Origin of the sequence: Phascolarctobacterium sp., assembly GCF_045124115.1 — a bacterium.
Lineage (GTDB): Bacteria > Bacillota > Negativicutes > Acidaminococcales > Acidaminococcaceae > Phascolarctobacterium_A.
Genome location: NZ_JBGVLF010000022.1, coordinates 46,343 through 67,061, shown reverse-complemented (window position 1 = coordinate 67,061; position 20,719 = coordinate 46,343). Strand labels below are relative to the sequence as shown.

General features: G+C 41.0%; 20 protein-coding genes, 2 tRNA genes and 1 rRNA gene. 18 read left to right on the top strand and 5 right to left on the bottom strand.

What is annotated here, in order from left to right; genetic code table 11:
- The 4 genes from rrf to dapF all read left to right on the top strand — a co-directional run.
- Window positions 1–102: ribosomal RNA gene (rrf, locus tag ACJMM4_RS03580) — 5S ribosomal RNA — on the top strand; the annotation flags it as partial.
- A 119-nt stretch (window positions 103–221) separates the two neighbouring features.
- Window positions 222–1,877 carry a Na+/H+ antiporter NhaC family protein gene (locus ACJMM4_RS03575; RefSeq protein WP_405381750.1) on the top strand — a complete coding sequence of 552 codons (1,656 nt, stop codon included), beginning with the start codon at window positions 222–224 and terminating at the stop codon, window positions 1,875–1,877.
- Between the two features lie 129 nt (window positions 1,878–2,006).
- Window positions 2,007–2,402, top strand: coding sequence for a pyridoxamine 5'-phosphate oxidase family protein (locus tag ACJMM4_RS03570; protein ID WP_405381748.1), 396 nt, complete (start codon window positions 2,007–2,009; stop codon window positions 2,400–2,402).
- A gap of 128 nt (window positions 2,403–2,530) precedes the next feature.
- Window positions 2,531–3,415: a diaminopimelate epimerase gene (gene dapF, locus ACJMM4_RS03565; RefSeq protein WP_405381752.1), complete on the top strand. Its 885-nt coding sequence runs from the start codon at window positions 2,531–2,533 to the stop codon at window positions 3,413–3,415.
- 65 nt (window positions 3,416–3,480) lie between these two features.
- On the opposite strand, the gene ACJMM4_RS03560 is transcribed toward dapF, so the two are convergent.
- The 3 genes from ACJMM4_RS03560 to ACJMM4_RS03550 are packed head-to-tail and all read right to left on the bottom strand — an operon-like array spanning window position 3,481 to window position 6,011.
- Window positions 3,481–4,215 (bottom strand): energy-coupling factor ABC transporter ATP-binding protein, encoded by a 735-nt coding sequence (locus ACJMM4_RS03560; RefSeq protein ID WP_405381746.1) that lies wholly within the window; start codon window positions 4,213–4,215, stop codon window positions 3,481–3,483.
- Window positions 4,212–5,021, bottom strand: a complete 810-nt coding sequence (gene cbiQ / locus ACJMM4_RS03555; protein ID WP_405383102.1) for a cobalt ECF transporter T component CbiQ — start codon at window positions 5,019–5,021, stop codon at window positions 4,212–4,214. Before cbiQ ends, ACJMM4_RS03560 begins: the two co-directional genes overlap by 4 nt.
- Window positions 5,022–5,024: 3 nt before the next feature.
- Window positions 5,025–6,011 (bottom strand): energy-coupling factor ABC transporter permease, encoded by a 987-nt coding sequence (locus tag ACJMM4_RS03550; protein ID WP_405381742.1) that lies wholly within the window; start codon window positions 6,009–6,011, stop codon window positions 5,025–5,027.
- Window positions 6,012–6,186: 175 nt separating this feature from the next.
- Between ACJMM4_RS03550 and ACJMM4_RS03545 the strand changes: the two genes are divergently transcribed.
- The 7 genes from ACJMM4_RS03545 (at window position 6,187) to ACJMM4_RS03515 (ending at window position 11,644) form a co-directional block, all read left to right on the top strand.
- Entirely contained in the window at window positions 6,187–6,612 is a 426-nt protein-coding gene (locus ACJMM4_RS03545; protein WP_405381740.1) for a hypothetical protein, read from the top strand.
- 89 nt (window positions 6,613–6,701) lie between these two features.
- Complete coding sequence (gene polA, locus ACJMM4_RS03540; protein WP_405383100.1) at window positions 6,702–9,296, top strand: DNA polymerase I; 2,595 nt, start codon at window positions 6,702–6,704, stop codon at window positions 9,294–9,296.
- A 10-nt stretch (window positions 9,297–9,306) separates the two neighbouring features.
- Window positions 9,307–10,128 carry a bifunctional DNA-formamidopyrimidine glycosylase/DNA-(apurinic or apyrimidinic site) lyase gene (gene mutM / locus ACJMM4_RS03535; protein WP_405383098.1) on the top strand — a complete coding sequence of 274 codons (822 nt, stop codon included), beginning with the start codon at window positions 9,307–9,309 and terminating at the stop codon, window positions 10,126–10,128.
- Window positions 10,129–10,138: 10 nt separating this feature from the next.
- Window positions 10,139–10,747 (top strand): dephospho-CoA kinase, encoded by a 609-nt coding sequence (coaE, locus tag ACJMM4_RS03530; RefSeq protein WP_405383096.1) that lies wholly within the window; start codon window positions 10,139–10,141, stop codon window positions 10,745–10,747.
- Complete coding sequence (locus tag ACJMM4_RS03525) at window positions 10,737–11,357, top strand: lytic transglycosylase domain-containing protein (protein ID WP_405383094.1); 621 nt, start codon at window positions 10,737–10,739, stop codon at window positions 11,355–11,357. The genes coaE and ACJMM4_RS03525 overlap by 11 nt, the downstream gene beginning before the upstream one ends.
- A gap of 87 nt (window positions 11,358–11,444) precedes the next feature.
- Window positions 11,445–11,530 (top strand) — tRNA-Leu (locus ACJMM4_RS03520).
- A gap of 28 nt (window positions 11,531–11,558) precedes the next feature.
- Window positions 11,559–11,644: transfer RNA gene (locus ACJMM4_RS03515), tRNA-Leu, on the top strand.
- Between the two features lie 96 nt (window positions 11,645–11,740).
- Here the strand turns inward: ACJMM4_RS03515 and ACJMM4_RS03510 are convergent.
- Window positions 11,741–12,262 carry a helix-turn-helix domain-containing protein gene (locus tag ACJMM4_RS03510; protein WP_405383092.1) on the bottom strand — a complete coding sequence of 174 codons (522 nt, stop codon included), beginning with the start codon at window positions 12,260–12,262 and terminating at the stop codon, window positions 11,741–11,743.
- 242 nt (window positions 12,263–12,504) lie between these two features.
- Between ACJMM4_RS03510 and ACJMM4_RS03505 the strand changes: the two genes are divergently transcribed.
- The 7 genes from ACJMM4_RS03505 (at window position 12,505) to ACJMM4_RS03475 (ending at window position 19,031) form a co-directional block, all read left to right on the top strand.
- Window positions 12,505–12,723 carry a helix-turn-helix domain-containing protein gene (locus ACJMM4_RS03505; RefSeq protein ID WP_405383090.1) on the top strand — a complete coding sequence of 73 codons (219 nt, stop codon included), beginning with the start codon at window positions 12,505–12,507 and terminating at the stop codon, window positions 12,721–12,723.
- Window positions 12,724–12,788: 65 nt separating this feature from the next.
- The gene (locus ACJMM4_RS03500; RefSeq protein WP_405383088.1) at window positions 12,789–15,083 is read left to right on the top strand and encodes a dynamin family protein; all 2,295 of its coding nucleotides are present in this window, start codon (window positions 12,789–12,791) and stop codon (window positions 15,081–15,083) included.
- A 25-nt stretch (window positions 15,084–15,108) separates the two neighbouring features.
- Window positions 15,109–15,939: a hypothetical protein gene (locus ACJMM4_RS03495; RefSeq protein WP_405383086.1), complete on the top strand. Its 831-nt coding sequence runs from the start codon at window positions 15,109–15,111 to the stop codon at window positions 15,937–15,939.
- Window positions 15,940–15,943: 4 nt separating this feature from the next.
- Window positions 15,944–17,044 (top strand): hypothetical protein, encoded by a 1,101-nt coding sequence (locus ACJMM4_RS03490; RefSeq protein WP_405383084.1) that lies wholly within the window; start codon window positions 15,944–15,946, stop codon window positions 17,042–17,044.
- A gap of 223 nt (window positions 17,045–17,267) precedes the next feature.
- The gene (locus tag ACJMM4_RS03485) at window positions 17,268–17,783 is read left to right on the top strand and encodes a hypothetical protein (protein ID WP_405381712.1); all 516 of its coding nucleotides are present in this window, start codon (window positions 17,268–17,270) and stop codon (window positions 17,781–17,783) included.
- Between the two features lie 266 nt (window positions 17,784–18,049).
- Complete coding sequence (locus ACJMM4_RS03480) at window positions 18,050–18,586, top strand: lecithin retinol acyltransferase family protein (RefSeq protein WP_405381710.1); 537 nt, start codon at window positions 18,050–18,052, stop codon at window positions 18,584–18,586.
- 52 nt (window positions 18,587–18,638) lie between these two features.
- A complete protein-coding gene (locus ACJMM4_RS03475) occupies window positions 18,639–19,031 on the top strand; it encodes a hypothetical protein (RefSeq protein WP_405383082.1) in 393 nt (130 codons plus the stop codon).
- A gap of 110 nt (window positions 19,032–19,141) precedes the next feature.
- Here the strand turns inward: ACJMM4_RS03475 and ACJMM4_RS03470 are convergent, their stop codons facing one another.
- Window positions 19,142–20,545 (bottom strand): ATP-binding protein, encoded by a 1,404-nt coding sequence (locus ACJMM4_RS03470; protein WP_405381706.1) that lies wholly within the window; start codon window positions 20,543–20,545, stop codon window positions 19,142–19,144.
- Window positions 20,546–20,719 lie beyond the last annotated feature (174 nt).

The window sequence follows — 20,719 nt, the reverse complement described above, 5'->3', positions numbered from 1 at the left end:
TAAGGGGATCCACCTGTTCCCATCCCGAACACAGTAGTTAAGCCCTTATACGTCGAAAGTACTTGGCTGGAAGCGGCCTGGGAGGATAGATAGCTGCCGGTTAGAAAAACACCAACGCATTCGCGTTGGTGTTTTTCTTTTGTATATAGTCTAAACTTGCCTAAAATTGTAACATATGTTATAATACCTACAATTATATAAATTTTTGGAGTGAAATTTTAATGCGAAAGACTAATTATACTTTTCTCTTTTCAACCATTGCGTTGATGGCCGTATTATTCTTTATAAGTTATGGCGCACCGGCAACAATTGATGCAGAAACATATAAGCCTGCTGTTTATTCAACCATTGCATCTTTGTTGCCTCCTGTAATCGCCATTGGGTTGGCTTTGATTACCAAGGAAGTATACTCGTCCCTTTTTGTTGGCATTGCCATTGGTGCTTTGCTTTACGCTAATGGTAATCTTGAGTTGATGCTTAATACCTTCCTCTTTAATGCAGATGGCGGTATGGTTACTAAGCTTGCCGATAGTTGGAATGTTGGCATTTTAATTTTCTTAGTTATCCTTGGTATTATGGTAGCATTAATGAACAAGGTTGGTGGTTCTGCTGCTTTCGGTCAATGGGCATCTCAAAACATCAAGACTCGTGTAGGTGCTCAACTTGCTACTATTGGTTTGGGTGTGCTTATTTTCGTAGATGACTATTTTAACTGCTTGACTGTTGGCTCTGTAATGCGTCCTGTAACAGATCGTCATCAGGTAAGCCGTGCCAAGCTTGCTTATTTGATTGACGCAACTGCAGCACCTATCTGCATTGTCGCTCCTGTGTCCAGTTGGGCTGCTGCTGTTACTTCTTCCGTACCTAAAGGCATCGACATTAACGGTTTTAGCATGTTCCTCAATACTATTCCGTATAACTTCTATGCAATCTGCACGCTTCTGATGATGGTGCTTATTACTGTCTTGAAATTCGATTTCGGTACTATGAAGATTCATGAAGACAATGCTGTAAAAGGCGATTTATTTACTACTGTTGACCGCCCCTATGGTGACGGCGAAGACAATAACGACAAACCTATGGGGTCCGTTATTGACCTTGTTATGCCTGTAGCAGTGTTGATTGTTTGCTGCATTATTGGTATGGTATACACTGGTGGTTTCTTTAAAGGTGAAAGCTTTGTTGATGCTTTTGCAGGTGCGGATGCTTCCCAAGGTTTGGTGCTGGGCAGTACTGTTACCTTCTTCTTCTCCTTCTGTTTCTACATGACTCGTGGCGTAATGAGCTTCAAAGATTTTGCTGAATGCATTCCTGCAGGTTTCCGTGCCATGGTTGCACCTATTATGATTTTGACTATGGCTTGGACGCTTTCCGGTATGACCGGTCTTTTGGGTGCTAAATTCTATGTGCATGACCTTGTTGCAGGTTCTGCAGGTGTTCTGAAAATGTTCCTCCCCTGTATTATTTTCTTGGTGGCTATTTTCTTGGCATTCTCTACCGGTACCAGCTGGGGTACTTTTGCAATTTTGATTCCTATTGTTTGCAATGTATTTGGTTCTGCAGATACTCACGAAATGCTGGTTATTTCTATTGCAGCCTGCCTGAGCGGTGCGGTTTGTGGCGACCACTGTTCTCCTATCAGTGATACGACCATTATGGCATCTGCAGGTGCACAATCAAATCACGTTAACCACGTTTCTACTCAGCTGCCCTACGCTTTGACTGCTGCTTCTGTATCCTTTGTGGGTTATCTTGTAGCAGGCGTTTTGGGGTATACTTTTGGCAATGCTACTGCTTTGTTAGCGTTGCCTGTATGTTTAGTGCTGATGTTCATTACTATGTTGGTTATCCGTAGTCGTGTACGCAGGGCTGATTAAATATAAATTTGCTAATGCGAGCGCTCCGCTATTGGGGCGCTCTTTCTTTTCTCCATTTAAGATACATATTATCTAAATCTGCAAAAAGTGGTATAATAGGGCTAGCTTTAATCTAAGGAGATGTTTTGTATGAGCAAAGCTTTTGATTATTTACGTGAATTTGGCGTTTTTTATTTAGCAACTAATAATGCAGGTGCCGCTGCAGTACGTCCTTTTGGCGCTGTTAGTGAAAAGGATGGTAAGTTATACATTGCAACCGGTAATTTCAAAGAGGTTTATAAACAACTCGGTGCTGATGGAAATGTGGTTTTGGCCGCTACTAAAGCAGGTACTTTGACTTGGCTGCGTGTATATGGTAAAGCCGTAGAAACCAAAGAGCTCGCTGATAAAGAGGCAATGCTGGCTGCCTGCCCTGTTCTTGTAAAAATATTTAAGGAAGCAACTAATCCTGTATTTGCAGTTTTTGCTATTGAAGTTACTAAAGCGGAACTGCATAAGGACGACGGCACTGTAGAAATTTTATAATCAGCTATTGGGGAGCGCTACGTCGCTCCTTTTCTTTTTACACAAAATAATTTACTAAATATACTGCTAAGCAGGGTAAAGTTTGGTATAATGTATTTAAGAAAATCTAAGGAGGCAGTGCCATGAAAATAGAATTTACTAAGATGCACGGCGCGGGCAATGACTACGTATATGTAGACTGCACTAAGGCAGAACTGCCCCATCCGGAAATCATTTCTGAGTATGTAAGCCACAGACGCTTTTCTATCGGCAGCGACGGCTTGATCTGCATTTGCAAATCTGATGTTGCGGATTTTAAAATGCGTATGTTTAATGCTGACCGTAGCGAAGGCAAAATGTGTGGCAATGGTATTCGTTGCGTAGCAAAATTTGTTTATGATAAAGGCTTAACTGATAAGAACCCCATTACAGTTGAAACTCTGGCCGGTATCAAAACAATTGAAATGCAAATTGAGGAGGGAAAAGTTGTGAGTGCTAAAGTTGATATGGGCAAACCCATTTTTAAGGCTAAGGAAATCCCTATGAATTGCGACCACTATATTTTTGTTGACCAAGGTCTTGTTTTGAATGATAACCATGATGATGTCACCAAAGAGAAGGTTGTTTATAACGGCACAGCCATTTCTATGGGTAATCCGCACTTTGTAACCTTTGTGGACGATGTTGATTCCTTGAACTTGGAAGAATTAGGACCTCAATTTGAACATCATAAACTGTTCCCCGAAGGCGTTAACACTGAATTTGTACAGGTTATTGATAAAAATACTGTTAAATTCCGTGTTTGGGAACGTGGTAGCGGCGAAACTTGGGCTTGTGGCACCGGTGCCAGTGCAGTTGCTGTAGCTTGCATTATGCTTGGCCGTGCCGGCAAAAAGAACGAGCCTTTGACCGTCATTGCTAAAGGCGGTACTTTGCAAGTAACCCACGCTCTCAATGACCATGTATATTTGGAAGGTCCCGCAGTTGAATCCTTTATTGGCACTGTAGATGTTCCTGACGAAATCGTAAAATAAGACTCATAAATAAAAATCCGCAGTACCTAGCTTCATGCTACATACTGCGGATTATTTTTATGTTATCAGCGGCGTTGCAGGGAAAGAGGCAGTTCCAGCCCATGTTCCTGCAATAGTTTTTCGTTGCGCAGGGCGATTTCCGTAGGTCCATCCCAGACGATGGTGCCCTTATCCAAGATAATTGTACGGGAGCAGGTGTCCCAAATCAAATCTAAGTCATGGGAAGCAATAAGCTTGAGATGTTCAAAACTATTGAGCAGATTGATTAAATTGCGTCTGTTGCGAGGGTCTAAAGCAATGGAAGGCTCATCCATGAGGATGATATCAGGAGTCAATGATAAAATACCTGCAATGGAAACGAGTTTCTTTTCGCCACCGGACATGGTGAAGAGCTGCTTATTGCGCAAGTGCGGAATACCAACTTGTTCTAAGGCACTTTGCACCCGGCGTTCTACCTCTGCTTCCGGCAGACCGTAATTGCGAGGAGCGAAAGCGATATCTTCATAAGCTGTAGACATAAAAAGCTGGTTGTCGCTGTCTTGGAAGACGTAGCCGATTTTTTCGCGGATTAAAGGCAGGGTGCGCTTTTCCACAGGGATTTCTTCAACGCGGATGCTGCCGCCAAAATCCGTAGCCAGCCCTACCAAAAGGCGTAATAGAGTTGATTTACCTGCACCGTTGGCACCTACAATGCCGATAGCTTCGTGTTCACCTGCATGAAGGTTGATGTTTTCTAACACAGGTTTATTTTTGGTATAGGCAAAGGAAAGACCTTGAATATCAATATGGATATGGCTCATAATTTACCTCCCCAACAACGTAATGCTAAGTTAAGTATGGGTACGTATTTTAAGATGGCGATTAGTGCTAGCATGAAAGCAAGATAGTACCAGTCCCGTTTGTTTGCAGGGGCGTGTTCCCCATTATAATAAAATTCGCCTTGGAAGCCACGCAAGGTCATGCTTTCGTAAAGAGCAGTAGCGCGATCCATACTGCGCAAAAGCAGCTGCCCCGTAAGGGAACCCCAAACTTTGAAATGGATACCTTTCTGCTTAGGCGCGCGAAGGGCGTATGCTTGGGAGATGGTTTCCGCTTGGCGCAGGAGCAGGGTAATGTAGCGATAGGTAAGCAGTAGTTGGGTAACAATGAGCTTAGGTACATGGAGCTGCCTGAGGGCGTAGCATAAGCGTTCTATAGAAGTAGTGGCGATAAGCAGATAGGATGCTAGCACGGCGAAGATACCTTTGCACATCAACGTGAACATGGACAGCCAGCCAGCGTTGAAATTGTAGCCCGCTACAGTAACCGCATTATGGTCGAAAAGAGGATTAGCAAGGCCAACCATAGCTACTAAAGGTAGCACTAGGCGTAAGCGCCACAAACATTCTGTAAAGCTCAATTGGGCAAGGTTAAAAACTAGGAGAGGATAGCAGCCCATGCCAAGTACGCCTAAAACATCATATTTGGCGAAGGATACCAAAGTAATGATGTAAATAATGGTGATGATAAATTTAACCAGTGGATGAAGTTTATTCACCCACTGGTCCCGTTGCGCCAAAGTATCAAGATAATATATTTCGTATAAAGCGTTATCTAATTTATTCATAATCTACTTTTGAAAAAACTTAAAAGTATAGCAACTGCCTACGCATAAGACTACTACTGCAAGGCTGCCGACAATGCCGGAGAAACTGGTCCCCAAAAAGGACTCACTATCCTTAAAGGTGTAATCCGGAAGCAGTGCTGTAACCGCTTGCAGAGCAGCAGCTTGTGTGTGTGTATTGCCATTATTTTCTAATTCCGCAGTACCTGCAACTTTCTCCAGGGACCATTCCAATCCATCGGGATTATCGGAGGCGAAAAGGGAAAGACCACCACCAATCAGCAGAGCGGAAAGAGCAAGCACAGCTAAAGTTTTTCTAAAGGTAAGCTGAGCACTTTCCATTAATTGCGTTGCTGCACCATAAAGCAATGCAGGGCGGGCGTTATAGACAAAGGTGAGCACGGAAGCAATAATTACACCTTCTACCAAACCAATGGCAAGATGGATGGGCTGCATAGTAGCCACAAAAACACCAAAGGGCAGTTCCGTAATATTGGAGAGCAATGTTTCCAGCGTTACACTGAAAGCACCTAACTGCAATGTTATTACAGAGCCAAGGATGGAGGCTAGCCAGATACGTTTTTTCGTAATGCCTTTTTTCATCAAAGGGAGCCAAATAGCCAAACTGCCTATGAAACAGCCGTAAAAAGCCATATTCCAAATGTTGCAGCCTAGTGCCAAAATACCACCATCTGCAAAAAGCAGACATTGGATGGCAAGGACGCCGATCATAGTTAAAAAGCCTGCGTATGGACCAAGCAAAGCACTCAGAAGCATGCTGCCGCAGAGATGACCGCTGGAGCCTGTGCCTGGGATAGTAAAGTTAATCATTTGCGCAGCAAAGACAAAGGCTCCCATAATGCCCATCAGGGGAATTTTTTTAGGATCGTTCTCTTTGCGTACTTGTCTTATGCAATAGGCTGCGGCAGCAGCGCTACAAACGTACATTGTTCCTGCCACTGCAGGGGAAATAAGGGCATCTGCCATATGCATGGGCAATAAACCTCCATAAATTCTATTTGTTTTTCATTATAACATATTACCACTTTTTCTTAAAGAATTTGTGAAAGATTGTCCGCTGGCTTGCGTCAGCAAAGGAAAAAGCTTATAATGGTAGGCAAGGTATTTATCTATGCTTATGAAGCTGAACTACGAGGAGGAGAAATACATGAAAAAATTTTTAATGGCTGTTGCTATGATGCTGATGTTGGCTTTTAGCGCAGTGTGCAGTGCATCCAATGGTAAAGTTTTGGATGAGGAAGAAGCTATTGCTGCTAAATTTTTGGCAGGTGGCAACTACAAAGCTGTTAGCGCCTTGATGACTGCAGATATGCAAAAGAACTGGGATGAAAAAGCTTATAGCAATTTCCAAGCACAAATTGCAAAAGATTTTGGCAAGCTGACTACTAACCAATTAATTATTGTGGAAAAACATAAGGAAGCAGACGTATTGCTGTACCAAGTTGCTTCTCAAAACATTCCTGCAGCGCGTTTTATCTATCTGTTCAAACTCAATGGCGAAAAGCCTTTGCTGGAAGACTTTAGCGTGATGCTGCCCCAGAAAAAACAAGAAGAAGCTAAAGCACAAAAATAAATAGTTCCTTACGCACCGTAGGTTTGGAGCCTACGGTGTTTTTTGTGGTATAATAATCTGTATGATTAGATGCACAAAGGAGTTACATCATGGCAGATAAATTTTTAGTAATAGATGGCAGCAGCTTGATTCACAGAGCGTTTTTTGCGCTACCTCCGTTGATGAATAAAAACGGCGTACACACGGGAGCTGTCTACGGCCTGTGCAATATGCTGCTAAAACTATTGGGGGACTTGCAACCTCGGTATATGGCGGTGGCTTTTGATAAATCCCGCAAAACCTTCCGCACCGAGCTTTATGCGGACTATAAAGGGCAACGTAAGCCTACGCCTAGCGAACTGTCTGAACAGTTTCCCTTGGCGATGCAGGTACTGGGTGCTTTAGGCATCCATACTTTGGAATTGGACAATTACGAAGCTGACGATATTATTGGCACTTTTGCTGTCCATGCGCCAGAAAATGTAGAGGTTGTTATTGTTACAGGCGACAGGGACGAACTGCAGCTGGTGGACAAGCGCACCAAGGTTTATTATACCAAGCGCGGTATTAGTGATATCCAAATCTTTGATGAAGCAGAGTTTGCTGCCAATTATGAAGGCCTTGTGCCTAAACAGCTTATTGAGTTAAAAGGCTTAATGGGCGATACCTCCGATAATATTCCCGGTGTTCCCGGCGTTGGGCCGAAGACTGCTTTGAAATTGATTAAAGAATACGGTACTGTAGCCAATGTTTTGGAGAACATTGACAAGGTTAGCGGCAAGTCTTTAAAGGCAAAATTGGCAGAACATAAAGAAAGTGCTTTGCTGAGCCAAAAGCTGGCGACTATTTACACGGATGCACCTGTGGACTGCAACGTGGAGCTGTACGAATTGGCTCCCATCCAAGAGGAAGCACGGACTTTGCTCCAAGATTTGGAATTCCGCAATATGTATGACCGTTTTGCTGCTGTTTTAGGTGGTGAGCAACACTCCTTTGATTTGTTTGGTGAAACAGTGGAGCAGGAAGCTGCACCGGAAATTCACGTTACCGAGGCAGGACAGGTGGAAAAGCTTTTTGCTGCTTTGAACGCTGCGAAGGCACCTGTACCTGTAGTAGCTACGGTAGCAGGAACACTGCCTGAGCTGTACTTTAGCAAGGTAGAACTGCTAGTTGATGAGACTGTTTATATTTTAGATAATTTTAGTAATTGTTGGGAGCAGTTTTATACATGGATGGCAAGCGATGCCACAAAGCAGACTGTAGATAGCAAAGAGGTATTTAAAGTTTGCTTGTGCCATGGCTGTGAGCCTAAAGGCATTGTTGATGATGTGGCTTTGGCTGCTTACGTGGCGGATCCCGGGCATTCTTCCTACGCTTTAGCAGATTTGCAAAAGCGTCATCTGCCTAGTAGTGCAGCCCATGCCAGTGAAGCAGTGGCACAGCTGGTGCCGGTATTGCGGGAGCAGTTAAACGCTAGGGAACAGGTCAAATTGTACGAAGAATTAGAGCTGCCTTTAGCGCCTGTCTTGGCACGTATGGAATATGCAGGCATTACTCCCGATATGGAGCTTCTCCAACAGCTTAACGAGGATATGACTTTCCGCATTAGTAAGCTGGAAGCTTTGGCAGAGGAACAGGCTGGGGAAAGCTTTAACTTGAAATCTCCCAAGCAGTTGGGCGTAGTGTTGTTTGAGCATCTGCAGCTGCCAGTAGTTAAAAAAACCAAAACAGGCTATTCCACTGATGCTAAAGTGTTGGAAGCATTGCAGGGCAAACATCCTTTGATTGATACGATCCTTGAACATCGCAAGTTAGCGAAACTGCAATCCACTTATTTAGATGGCTTAAAGCCGTTGGTAAATGTGAAAACAGGCCGTATCCATACCCATTTCCAACAGACGGTTACCGTTACAGGGCGCTTGTCCAGTACGGATCCTAATCTGCAAAATATTCCTACCCGCACAGAGGAAGGCAAGCAGATTCGCAGAATTTTTGTACCCGGTCCGGGGTATGACTGCCTTATGAGCTGCGACTATTCCCAAGTAGAGCTGCGTATCTTGGCGTGCATTGCCCAAGATGAATTGCTTTTAGAGTCCTTCCGTCATGGGCAGGATGTACACGCGCGTACTGCTGCAGAAGTCTTTGGCGTACCCTTGGATGAAGTAACCGGTCAAATGCGTAGCAGGGCGAAAGCCGTAAACTTTGGTATTGTTTATGGCATTAGCGATTTTGGTTTGGCTAACCAGCTGCAGGTTTCCCGCAAGGAAGCAGCAGGCTACATTGAAAGCTATTTTGCCCGGTACACAGGTGTAAAAAAATATATGGAAGATATTGTGGCGAAAGCACGGGAGCAGGGTTACGTCAGCACATTGATGGGACGTCGCCGTTATCTGCCTGACATCCGCCACAGTAACTTTAATCTGCGCAGTTTTGCCGAGCGTACTGCTATTAACACTCCTATCCAAGGCACCGCTGCTGATATTATGAAAAAAGCCATGATTGATGTTAACGCGGCACTGCAGGCAGCTAAGGTGAAGAGCCGTATTCTGCTGCAGGTACACGATGAACTGGTGCTGGAAGTAGTTAATGAAGAAAAAGAATTAGTAGCGCAACTGGTAGAAAAAGCTATGGAAAGCGCTGTAACTATGGAAATTCCTTTGCTGGCGGACGTTAATTTTGGCAGCAATTGGGCGGAAACGAAATAGGAGGCTGATTATGCCGGAAATGCCTGAAGTGGAGCAGGTTCGCAAAACTCTTGCTCCCCATATTGAAGGAAAAACTATTACCGGGGTAAAAATAATGTTGGATAGATTGATTAAGCATCCGACTCCGGAAAAATTTATAGAAGGTTTGGTGGGCAAAACTATCAGCCATGTCGGTCGCAAAGGCAAGTATTTGGTACTGGAAACTGCACCTAACCAACAGCTAATCGTTCATTTGCGGATGACAGGGGCGCTTATAGCTCAAAGCAGTGAGCAGCCTGCACCTGCCTATGCCAAGATTAGGTTTGATTTGACCGATGGTGTTACCATGTGGTTCACGGATATCCGCACCTTTGGTACCCTATATCTGGTGACGGATCATGATGCGTATATCGAAGGCTACGAAACTTTGGGCCCTGAACCTTTAAGTGCAGGTTTAACTCTTGCTTATCTAGCACCTTTGGCTGCTAAAAGCCGTAAGCCTATTAAAACCTTTATTTTGGATCAACACATTATTGCAGGTTTAGGCAATATTTATGCTGATGAATGTTTAGCGCTTAGCGGCATTCTGCCAACACGTCAGGCAAATACTTTGACGCAGGTGGAGCTGGTAGCGCTGATTGATGCAATCAACGCAGTTATTGCCCAAGGCATTAAGAACCGCGGTACTACCTTCCGCGATTATAAGGATGGCGAAGGTAATAAGGGTGATAACCAAAATCATCTGCTGGTCTACGGCCGTGGCGGCGAGCCCTGCAAAAAATGCGGTGCTAAGCTGTGCACTACTAAAGTTGGCGGCAGAGGTACCGTGTATTGCGAACATTGTCAAAAATAGGAGTTAAGATATGATAGTTATAGGATTAACGGGAGGCATTGCTTCCGGCAAAAGTACCGTTTCTGCAGAGTTGCGCCGTTTGGGACTGCCTATTTTCGATGCGGACCAAGAAGCACGTGATGCGGTGGCTAAAGGTAGCAAGGGACTGGCACTAGTAGCGGAAACCTTTGGACAGGAGTACCTTACCGCAGAAGGAGAAATGGACAGAGCGAAAGTTTCCCAATTGGTGTTTAATGATAAAGATGCTTTGAAAAAATTGGAAGGCATTCTTCATAAAATTGTTTGGGAGCAGGCAAAAAACTTTTTAGAACGCTGTCATAGCGTAGGGCATCCGGCTGTAGTATTGGATGTGCCCCTGCTCATCGAAACAGGCTGGTACCACGAAGTGGACAAAGTATGGCTGGTAGCAGTAAGCCGCGATCAGCAGGTTAAGCGTGCCATGATTCGCAGCGGTATGAGTGCGGAAGAAGTAGAAGCACGTATTGAGGCGCAAATGTCCTTGGCAGAGAAGAAAAAATATGCTGATGTGGTTTTGGACAACAGCGGTAATCTAGAAGATACTTTGGCAGCAGTCCATGCAGAGCTGAAGAAGCTTTTGGGTGAAGACTGTGGCTGCTAAAAAAATTACTCGCAGTAGAAGGCGCAAAAAAGCCGGTGGCTGGAAAAAGTGGCTGCTGGTTTTGGCTGTGCTTTTGGCAGTGGTTGGCGCAGGCTGGCGCCTGTGGCTTAGCGATGCAGTACAGATGCGTTTTGTCTACATGTGGGACCATCAGCAGGATATTATTACCTATAGTAAGAAAAATAATATTGACCCGTTTCTTATTGCGGCAATTATCAAAAATGAGAGCAATTTTGAGCATAGGGCTGTTTCTAAAGCAGGGGCAGTGGGGCTGATGCAGATTATGCCGGACACCGGGCGTTGGATTGCAGAGCAAATGGGTTTAAAGGGCTACCAGGACAGCGATTTGTACCAAACGAAGACCAATATCCGCATGGGCTGTTGGTATATTGGCGAGCTGGAGCATGAATTTAAAGGCAACCTTGTTTTGATTATGATTGCCTATAATGCAGGGCGGGGACAGACCCACCAGTGGATGCAGCAATATGGTTGGGATTATGATTTCAACGATATTAAGGCTATTCCCTTTCCTGACACTAGGGAATACGTTGCCAAGGTATTGCAGGATAGGGATAAATATTATTTATATTACCGCGACCGGGTGCAGTAAAGTTTTTGTAAAAAAGTTATTGACAAATGCTGGTAGCTGTGCTATTATATCTATGTTGCTTATGACAGCAACAACTGAATAGGAAATGCGGTAGTGGCGGAACGGCAGACGCGCTAGCCTCAGGAGCTAGTGGGGGCAACCCCGTGGAGGTTCAAATCCTCTCTACCGCACCATTTTTATATTCGGATTTAATACCTCTCCGCGGTTGTGGTGGAACGGCAGACACGCTACTTTGAGGGGGTAGTGAGGGAGACCTCGTATGGGTTCAAATCCCATCAACCGCACCAAATGATAATGCAGACGTTAAGCTAAGGCTTGACGTCTTTTTTATTTACATAAGTAAAAGCCTAGCTCGCTGTAACAAGCGGGTTAGGCTTTTTGTGTTAATAGAGATAGTAATCGCCGGTCTGGTCGTATAGTACACTAGCGATTATTTCAATATCATAAATTCCTTCTTCAATGCACCAAGAGATGATTTTGTCTTTAATGGAAGCATCGGATAGATGGTAGCCCAAGGTCTCCAGCATTTCCTGTGTTTGTTGGATGGTAAGTTCCAACGCTAGACATAGACGGATAATTGTAGCTTTACTGGGCTTATAGCCTGTTTTACTCATGGAACGGATTTTAGAGAAACTGGCTCTAGTGATACCTGCTTTTTGGTAGAGCTCGACTTCTTTCAAATTTTTTTCATTGCAATAGTTGATGATTGCCGGATAGATATCCGGTTCCGTCTTTTCAAATTTTGGCAGCCTAAGGATAATAGATCCTAAATCCGGTGGACGACACACTGAGCCAATTCCGTCCACAAATATGCTTTCTAATATTGATTTTTTTATATATTCTGGGATTTTATATGTTGTGCTGATGAAGTCAAGATGTGTCTTTATATATTCCATTGTAGTCATGACAAGTTCCTTCTTTCTCAAATGATTCTTTCTGAGAAACCTATTTTGCTTGCACTTATTATATCATAGAAGCAGGGTGAAAAAGTGCAGATGCTGTTGCGCTTCATTTTATATTTATTGATAATTATAAAACTACACTATCAGTATAAAAACTAATACCACTGGTGAAAATAAGCTGAATGGAAAAGGAGTACAATAAAGCTAAAAGAGATTGTAATTAAGAATGCAAGAGGTGAAGAGAGTTGTTCGCTGTTGATATGAAGCGCATGGGTGCGAAGATAGTTTATTATAGAAAATTGCAGGGCGTTACCCAAAGTCAGCTGGCGGAAAAAGTGAGCATCAGTCCAAGCTATATGTCCAAAATAGAGCGGGGTGCTTCTGTACAGGGCGTACCTTTTACCATGTATCTGAAGATTGCTAAAGAATTGGGCGTTACGTTGGACGATTTGCTGAAGGGGTAGGAAGGCTTTTATCAACTACTTAGGTTTTTCATTATTGCTTTATAGATCTAAAGGAGGAATAGGCGATGTTTGACTTAAAGAAGAACTTGCAAAAAGCGGTGGAAGGAATTACTAGCAATGCTTCTCAGGAAATTTTGAAAAATGTATTGGCAGAAGCTACAGAATCAGTAAGTAGTATAGTTAATGATGTTTCAAAGGAATGCCAATTTCAAGCTGCTGATACCTCGAATGATACTAAACCTAGAAAAAAATCCAAAATGGACTTGAAATCTTTCCGTGAAGATAAATTGAAAATAAAAACGCAAGAAGAGTTTGCGGAATTTCTCGGTGTTTCTGTAGCTGATGTAGCAAGGTGGGAGAGTGCTCCAGACACTATTCCTTGGCAAGGAATACAATTAATTCTTGAAAAAACAGGCGTATCTATGGAAGAACTTACTGGGTGGGAGAAGCCTGTTCTTGAAGCATTAGAACCTAATGACACTTGGGAAGAAACAGAATTTACTAGAAGAACATTTACTGAATGCATTGCAAGTGCTTTAGAAAAAACGGAAATTCCGGACGAGTTCAAAAAAGTATATTTGAAAGAATTACAAGACAAAGTTATGGAAAAATTTGCTAAACCTAAGCTTGCTGTTGTGGGACGTTCTGATACAGGTAAGAGTACTCTTATCAACACGCTGCTTGGAGCAGATAAAATGCCAACTTCTTGGACTCCGACTACGTCTATAGCTGTTTACGTTAAGCATATTGATGATAAGCCTGCTTTTATTAAAGAAGATGCTTGGGTATTCACCAATAGAGTTAGGGAAGAAGTGTTGTGGGATGAAAAGAGACTACACGACGAAGAATATTGCAAAGCATGGAAGATTGCTGCAGGTGGAGTAGATATTTTGCGCTCTTTTGGTACTAGACAAGGTAATAACTATGATAAAGAGGCAGGCGCAGCTGTTTTATTTGTGGATTCTCCAATTTTGAAAAATTGTGATATTGTGGATTTGCCAGGTTTTGGCACCGAGACGGCAAGTGATGACAGTATTACTTACGCTACAGCTACTAAAGCTGATGTTATTATTTATTTATCTCAAGCAAATGGGTTTATGCGTATAGAAGACATTACCTATTTAAAAGGTAATATTGCAGGACTTGATGTATGGGAAGAGAAAGGGGAAAATGGCTTAAAGCCGCTTTCGAATCTTTTTGTAGTAGCTTCCCAAGCTCAGACTGTTAATAATGGTAATAGGGAACAACTAAAAACTATAATGGATGCGCAGTGCAAGAATTTTATAAAAACACTGCCGCCGGAGTATTGGGAGTATAGACAGGAAAAATCTGGGTATAAATACAGTGAAAATGGCTATGATGAACTTAGAGCACGCTTTTTCGCTTATACAACAGATATTCCGGATCTTTGCGAGCCCTTTAATAATGCTTTGAAAGAAGTGTTGGAGGCATTGCCTAAAATAATCGATAAGAAGGCAAAAGAATTTATTAAAGGTTATTTGAATAGTGGCAAGGAATATATTACAAAAGAGATCGTCCAATATAATGATATTATCTTAAATTGCGAGAAATACAAAAAACTGATTATTTCGATTGAAGAGAATGAACTTGCTAGGACAACTGATAATGAAAAGCGCAAGGATGATATACGTAATTATCTTGATGGATTGAAACAAGAATCATTAAGCGAGATTGGTGAGTTTTACACAAAAACAATCAATACAGATAACTTGGTAAACCTTATGGAAGAAAAGGAGACTCCGCTTGAGCAAGAAGGTATAGAATTGTTTGTAGGTCAGTTGCAAACCGAGTTCCAACTATACTGCGAGAATATTCTTCTTCAGAAATCTGATCTGCTTTCAGAAAGAATAAAATCATATATTGATTCCTATAAAGAAAGCATTGGTGTACAGTTTAGGGATGCTGGTGCTAAAATGAATTTTGACGGTGATTGGGCATATGATTTAGCTTTTTGGGGAGCGGCGACTGTATTGAGTTCTATTAGTTTTTTCATGTTCTCTCCTCTTATCGCAGTTATTATATATATAACGGGACTTGCATCTATTGGGGCTATTATAGATAATCAACTAAGGAAAAGTATTGCAAGAAAGATAGTTAAGGCTTTTGAGAAAAATCATTTTAGAGAAGAAATTTGCAAAGGCATCAGGGAATATTGGCAGAAGCGCGAAACCGAATTTAATGAAGCTGCGGATAATCTGGATAAAGAATGGGAAGACTATGTTTCTAATCTGCGTAAAACTGTAAATGAATGCGATGTTCAAGACATCAACAATAAAATTTCCGCATTAACATATTTGAATAACTTCTATGATGTTCTTCAGAAAAAAGTATTGAAGTAATCATGGTTATACAGGAGGGTTAAGCATGCTTAGTTTATTTGAGAAGTATAAAAACGAAAATAAAATTAGAGAAGCATTGTTAGTAGGACAAAATTTGTGTAACCAAAATCCTGCTGACGGAAAATGCTTTAGTGCGTATTTCTCTTATCTGTGTGATTTAGCTGAAAAGTTACCTTCTTTTGCAGATAGAGAAGGTTTTGCAGAACGTGCGAGTGTTGCTCTTGCGTTTTACTCGGAAAATGCTGTACTCACCAGTGAACAAGATGTAGATTCCATTTCTGATTATCAACGAAGACTGGGGACAATCCTTGATGAGCTAAATGACGAAAAAATGGATGAAATAGCTAAGCAGAAAGAAGCTATTAGGACGCAAAATATCCAAAATTTAAGTAGTTTGTATAGTCTTAAGAGCAAGATTAGAACATCTGCAACGCAAGAAACTTTTGAAAAGGTGATGCTTCAAATAGAAGATATTGATAATCAGCTTACTAAGGATTATTTTACCGAGGAGCAAAAAAAGAGTTACGAGTCTTTAACCAAAGAAATAACAGATATTACTACTCTGAAAATGCGAGAATTAGAGTACGCAAAAAATCTTGAATACAATAAAAAAGCAGCAGAGGCATTTGCAAAGGCGTTTAAAGAATTTAAGAGTGATGAAAGCAACTATAAGAATCAAACGCAGTTGTTTAATCTAGTTTCTAAAACACTTTTTGCCTTTGATGCATCACGCTTGTTCAATGAAACACTGATTTACTATAGCCATGTTTATTCCTACATCTTCAGTAAATTGGATGATGATGGCAAACTTGCACTGACTAGGTATTCATTTGAGTGTGAAAGAAAGCTGAAGTGATATTATGCTTACAAGTATAAAAAATAGGCGAAGCTTAACCTTTTACCAACATGGCCCAGTTGGAATTAATCATGTTAATGTTGGTAGTGTAGGAGCTGTAGCTGCTGTATCACTTACAGAAGTTGCTTTTGGTACAGCAATGACTACTGGTACATATAACTCTGATTTTCATAGTCGCTTAAGTAGATTAAATGATTTTAGAGTTAAAGATATTCAAAATTATGATTTAACTGTACCAAATAAAAATGCTCGTGATATGGGGGTTACTAGAAAATGGATGTATGAGCAAGCTGATATAGAAATGGGAGGGAGTGGTTCTGGAAATTGGACTGATGCACAGATAGAAGAAATAAGAAAATATGGAAAAGTTAATGGTGCAGAAGGGCATCATATAAATAATGTTGCTGATCATCCAGAATTACAGGCAAATCCTGATAATATAAAACTTTACGGTACTAGGGCTGAGCATCTTAAAGAAGGGCACAATGGGGATTATCGAAATGAAAGTAATGGCGCTTTGTTTGATAATAATAAAATGCTTGATAATACTAATTTCCGGCGTGTTTTCAGAAATGAAATGCTAGGCATTAGCAAAGCAGCTTTGATTGGTGCTGGGATAGGTTTTGCTATAGGATTTATAACTAGTCTCGCAAGAAACGGCATTTCACCAAAAACAGTGATGAGTGCTGCAGTTGAAGGTGCTGAACGGGGGGTTGAGTCATCAGCTATGTCAGTTGTAGGCTATGGCGTTAGTAGGATTACTACAACTGTAACTTCTAATGTTTTGGTTAGTACAGCTATTGTTGGGGTGTCTACAATTTTGCTTTTCTCAGCATATCAATTTTATAAACTGAAATGCAGTGGTGTTGATACTAGGGATGCTTTGTTACAGGTTGGTAAGCAAGCAGGATTTTCGCTATCGGTTTTAGCTGTATCAATGGCTGCAACGAATTATTTTGGCTTAATCGTTCCTCCGATAGTTACTGGGGTGATAGGAATAATTATGGTGACTTATATCTGGATGGATTATAAACAGCAACGAGAATTTGCAGACAAGGTTCGTGCATACACTATAGAGAAGTGTTATCCATCTTTTGCTGTATGATAACGTAGCGGTTCTTTGCTTAGTGTATGACTTAATATGCTAGATTTATCTTTAAAGTCTACTATGACAACAAATCATAGTAGACCTTTTCTTTTGGCAACATTTTCACTCTTTCTGTAAACAGCTTTTACGATTGTCTTATATTTGTCATAAATTTATCACGTAAAGTATATTTGACAAAACGGATGTTATAAAGTACAATAAAGGTAAAGGAGGCGATATCGTGAAGCTTAAATTTGTAGATTCTATGCTAGCAAACAGCTTGTCCGGCGGTCTTACTACGCTGGCGGAAACTGCAGCTAACGTCATAAATGAAGGTATCAAAGCACATAAGCCGGTAAAGAAATACGATAAGAATAGAGTAATTGCAACTTTTCAAAGTAATTTAGGCAATATCAGAATCATCGGTGACATCAAAATAGAAGCGCTGACCGATATTTTTGAGGTAAGTAGACAATCCATTTGGAATATCGAAACCGGCAAAACCAAGATGAATATGGCGCAGTTTTTGGCTTGGTACAGCGTATTTAACCAAAATCTAGAGGAATTAGAGAAGAATGGCGATCCCATTGCTAAAATTTTCAAAAGATGCCTGGAAATCTGCATCGACGAAAATGGCTCTTATTCTGACGAAGAGCTGGAAAAATACAGACTTATCATTGACCAAATTGCTAGATTGAAGAAGGCTGGTGTTGATCAGGATATCATCGACACCATAGCTAAAAACTTATTTGATTAAAATTAAATACTGATAGTGCTTTTTAGGAGACGTGCATTGCATGCCTCCTTTTTTTGATGTTTACTACAGCAATAGAAATCTTTTTAAATTTACTTTATAAATTTATGTAAAGAATACTTGACAAAGTAAATATAACGGTGTACAATAAAGACAATTCAAAGAGATGTTACAAAAATCAAACGAGTAAACTGAATGGCGACAATTCAGACGCTATTCGCTACTAAATAAATAGCTTATAAAAACACTAATTGTTTGGAGGTAATGAAATGGCTATCCCGATGTTATCTAAATCTTCTGTTCTTCTCAGACCCAAAGCAATCTTAATAGAAACTGTTATTGGAACTACAGCAACTGTAATTATTTCAGTAGCTAAAGAAAATGTTCTTCCCAATGCATCTTGGCAAAGAAAGGCTCCTGTAGCCGGTGATCATATTAGAGTTAAACGTTATGGCGGTGTCTATTGTCACCACGGCATCTACGTAGGCAATAACAAAGTTGTACATTTAGCTCCCATGTCCGGTAGCGAGGTGAAAGATAATCACCAATCCGTAGTTCATGAAACCACCTTAGAGAATTTCCTCAGAGGCGGGCAGCTGGAAGTACGTTGCTACAGCGAGGAAGAGCTCAAAGTAAAACATTCTGCTGATAGAATTGTTAAAGATGCATATAGATGCATAGGTATTAAAAATTACAGCTTTGTCTTCAACAACTGCGAGCACTTCGCTAGCTGGTGCGTAACCGGTAAGGCGCAAAGCCGACAAGTAGAGGTAGTTAAAACTTCTTTAAAACCCTGTTTTGCATAATATAAACTTAGATAATTTTTAAATGACGTAGTAAAAGAAAGAGGTAATTATCATGGCTGAAAAAAATATGACTATTGAACAGGAAAACCAATGCGAAATGGTTATTCATGCTGCAGCAGCTAGCTGTGCAGCAATCGGTGTTTCCCCTATCCCAGGATCTGATGCTCCACTGCTTATAGCAGCTCAAGTAACAATGCTTGTCGCGCTTAGCAGAGTATTTGATATTTCATTAAGTAAGAGTGTTGCAGAAAGTATGGCAAAGACAGCATTTGCAAGTAATATTGGTAAGGTTGCTGCTGGGCAATTTGCCAAAATGATACCGTTCTTCGGCAGTGTAATTAATGCAGGTGTAGCGTTTTCCATTACTGAGATGATTGGTTGGGATGCAGCAAGAGAGTTTGCAAAGCAGGCACAACAAGAGAATCTGTTAAGTGTAAATGTGTAAGTATCACAAAAGATGAAATAAGCAAATATAACTAATACAAGGGATATATAAATCTTATGTATAAATCAACCCCCAGTGGCTCTCACTATGAGAACCTACTGGGGGTTAATTCATTCTTGTTCAATTTCTTTTACAATATCACCAAAAGTGACAAGTACTACGTTGCCAAGCTCTTTAGCACGTTCTTTACAGCCATTTGTGAAACCTGTTTTAGCAAATAAATAAAGAGTTGTATGGTGATAATGAAATAGCTTGCTGCGATGAAGCAAGGTTTCCAAAACACCTAAATCAACTGCTTCGTTTGTCCATTTGCATTCGCCAAAGAGTGCAGTATCGTTGTCTTGTTCTCCCATAATGTCTATTTCGGTTTGACTCCTAGTAGTTGGATCTGTACCCCACCAACGTCCTAAATCGACAAAATCAACATGACTTTTTCCGGTTAATAACAAATGCCAAAGATATTGGGTACAGATTTCTTCAAAAATCTTGCCCATGTGATCGCTAATAAAGGGCTCGATACGTTTGTAGGCTAAATCAGCAGCACCGCGGGCAATGATGGAGGCGTATTTGGGGATGAAACGATACCAGAAGAGGAACATATTATCTGCAAGAGAATAAACAGATTTACGAGAGTTCTTTTCTCCGTAGGGAACTTCTTTTTTTACCAACCCAAGAGTAATGAGATTTTTTAAATAAGATGTGCAGATACTGGTATCTTCTCCTACTTTGGAAGCTATATCTGCCATGCGTGAGGAACCTGTAGCGATAGCTGTGATAATAGCATTGTATAGTGCAGGTTCTCGAACTTCCTGTTTAAGTAGATTTTCCGGTTCTTCATAGAGGGCAGAGGATGGATTTAGAAAAGTATTTTTTATATTATCTTCAATACTGAGGCTGTCATTTATCTGTAGCAAGTACTGAGGTGTTCCTCCTGTAATGCCGTAAATAATAGCTTTCTCTTCATTTGTGAAATGCGTAAAATATTTAAAAGTTGTAGCAAAATCAAATGGCAGTACTTTTATTTGCGCAGTCCTCCTGCCGTAGAGTGGTGCTTTGTAAGCTAATACATGATCCTCCATGTAGGACATAGAAGAACCGCAGAGAATTAGCATTAGTTTAGACTCTTCTTTATATTTATCTATTAATAGCTGCAGTGTGGATGCAAGACTTTTAGTAGAGCGGGCAACATAGGGATATTCGTCAATAACGAGTATAATACGTTCTGTTTTAGCAAGTTGAAAAGTATAGTCTAAAGCTGTTTGAAAAGATTCAAAAATACCTTCTGTTGGCAGATTTGTGGAATATTCTAAAATATTCTTGCTGAGATTTACAAGATTTTGTTTGGCGTTGCTTTCCACACCCATAAAGTAAATTGCTTTTTTCTCTTTTATGAAGTGAGTTAAGAGCGCAGTTTTGCCAACGCGGCGACGTCCATAAACTACTGCAAACTCAAATTTGTTAGAAGTATATAGTTTTTCTAATGCTGCCAATTCTTGCTGTCTGCCAATGAACATGATTTTGGCTCCTTTCTGCCCTAAATGACTACGTAACTTTACTATATCATGCTCATTATATTTAGTCAATCGTAAATTACTAAAGTATACATTACTAAATTACGATAGACTAAACCGTAATTCACTAAATAGCGTTTGGTGTTGCATATAAGCAAAAGCACCTCATTTGCTAAA

Excerpts from the sequence above, each read along its gene's own strand:
- polA (WP_405383100.1), top strand. The coding sequence starts at position 6,702 with ATGGCAGATAAATTTTTAGTAATAGATGGCAGCAGCTTGATTCACAGA.
- ACJMM4_RS03500 (WP_405383088.1), top strand. The coding sequence starts at position 12,789 with ATGTTTGACTTAAAGAAGAACTTGCAAAAAGCGGTGGAAGGAATTACT.
- ACJMM4_RS03575 (WP_405381750.1), top strand. The coding sequence starts at position 222 with ATGCGAAAGACTAATTATACTTTTCTCTTTTCAACCATTGCGTTGATG.
- ACJMM4_RS03570 (WP_405381748.1), top strand. The coding sequence starts at position 2,007 with ATGAGCAAAGCTTTTGATTATTTACGTGAATTTGGCGTTTTTTATTTA.
- ACJMM4_RS03475 (WP_405383082.1), top strand. The coding sequence starts at position 18,639 with ATGGCTGAAAAAAATATGACTATTGAACAGGAAAACCAATGCGAAATG.
- ACJMM4_RS03560 (WP_405381746.1), bottom strand. The coding sequence starts at position 4,215 with ATGAGCCATATCCATATTGATATTCAAGGTCTTTCCTTTGCCTATACC.
- ACJMM4_RS03495 (WP_405383086.1), top strand. The coding sequence starts at position 15,109 with ATGCTTAGTTTATTTGAGAAGTATAAAAACGAAAATAAAATTAGAGAA.
- ACJMM4_RS03545 (WP_405381740.1), top strand. The coding sequence starts at position 6,187 with ATGAAAAAATTTTTAATGGCTGTTGCTATGATGCTGATGTTGGCTTTT.
- ACJMM4_RS03550 (WP_405381742.1), bottom strand. The coding sequence starts at position 6,011 with ATGCATATGGCAGATGCCCTTATTTCCCCTGCAGTGGCAGGAACAATG.
- coaE (WP_405383096.1), top strand. The coding sequence starts at position 10,139 with ATGATAGTTATAGGATTAACGGGAGGCATTGCTTCCGGCAAAAGTACC.
- ACJMM4_RS03470 (WP_405381706.1), bottom strand. The coding sequence starts at position 20,545 with ATGTTCATTGGCAGACAGCAAGAATTGGCAGCATTAGAAAAACTATAT.
- cbiQ (WP_405383102.1), bottom strand. The coding sequence starts at position 5,021 with ATGAATAAATTAGATAACGCTTTATACGAAATATATTATCTTGATACT.
- ACJMM4_RS03510 (WP_405383092.1), bottom strand. The coding sequence starts at position 12,262 with ATGACTACAATGGAATATATAAAGACACATCTTGACTTCATCAGCACA.
- ACJMM4_RS03480 (WP_405381710.1), top strand. The coding sequence starts at position 18,050 with ATGGCTATCCCGATGTTATCTAAATCTTCTGTTCTTCTCAGACCCAAA.
- ACJMM4_RS03490 (WP_405383084.1), top strand. The coding sequence starts at position 15,944 with ATGCTTACAAGTATAAAAAATAGGCGAAGCTTAACCTTTTACCAACAT.
- mutM (WP_405383098.1), top strand. The coding sequence starts at position 9,307 with ATGCCGGAAATGCCTGAAGTGGAGCAGGTTCGCAAAACTCTTGCTCCC.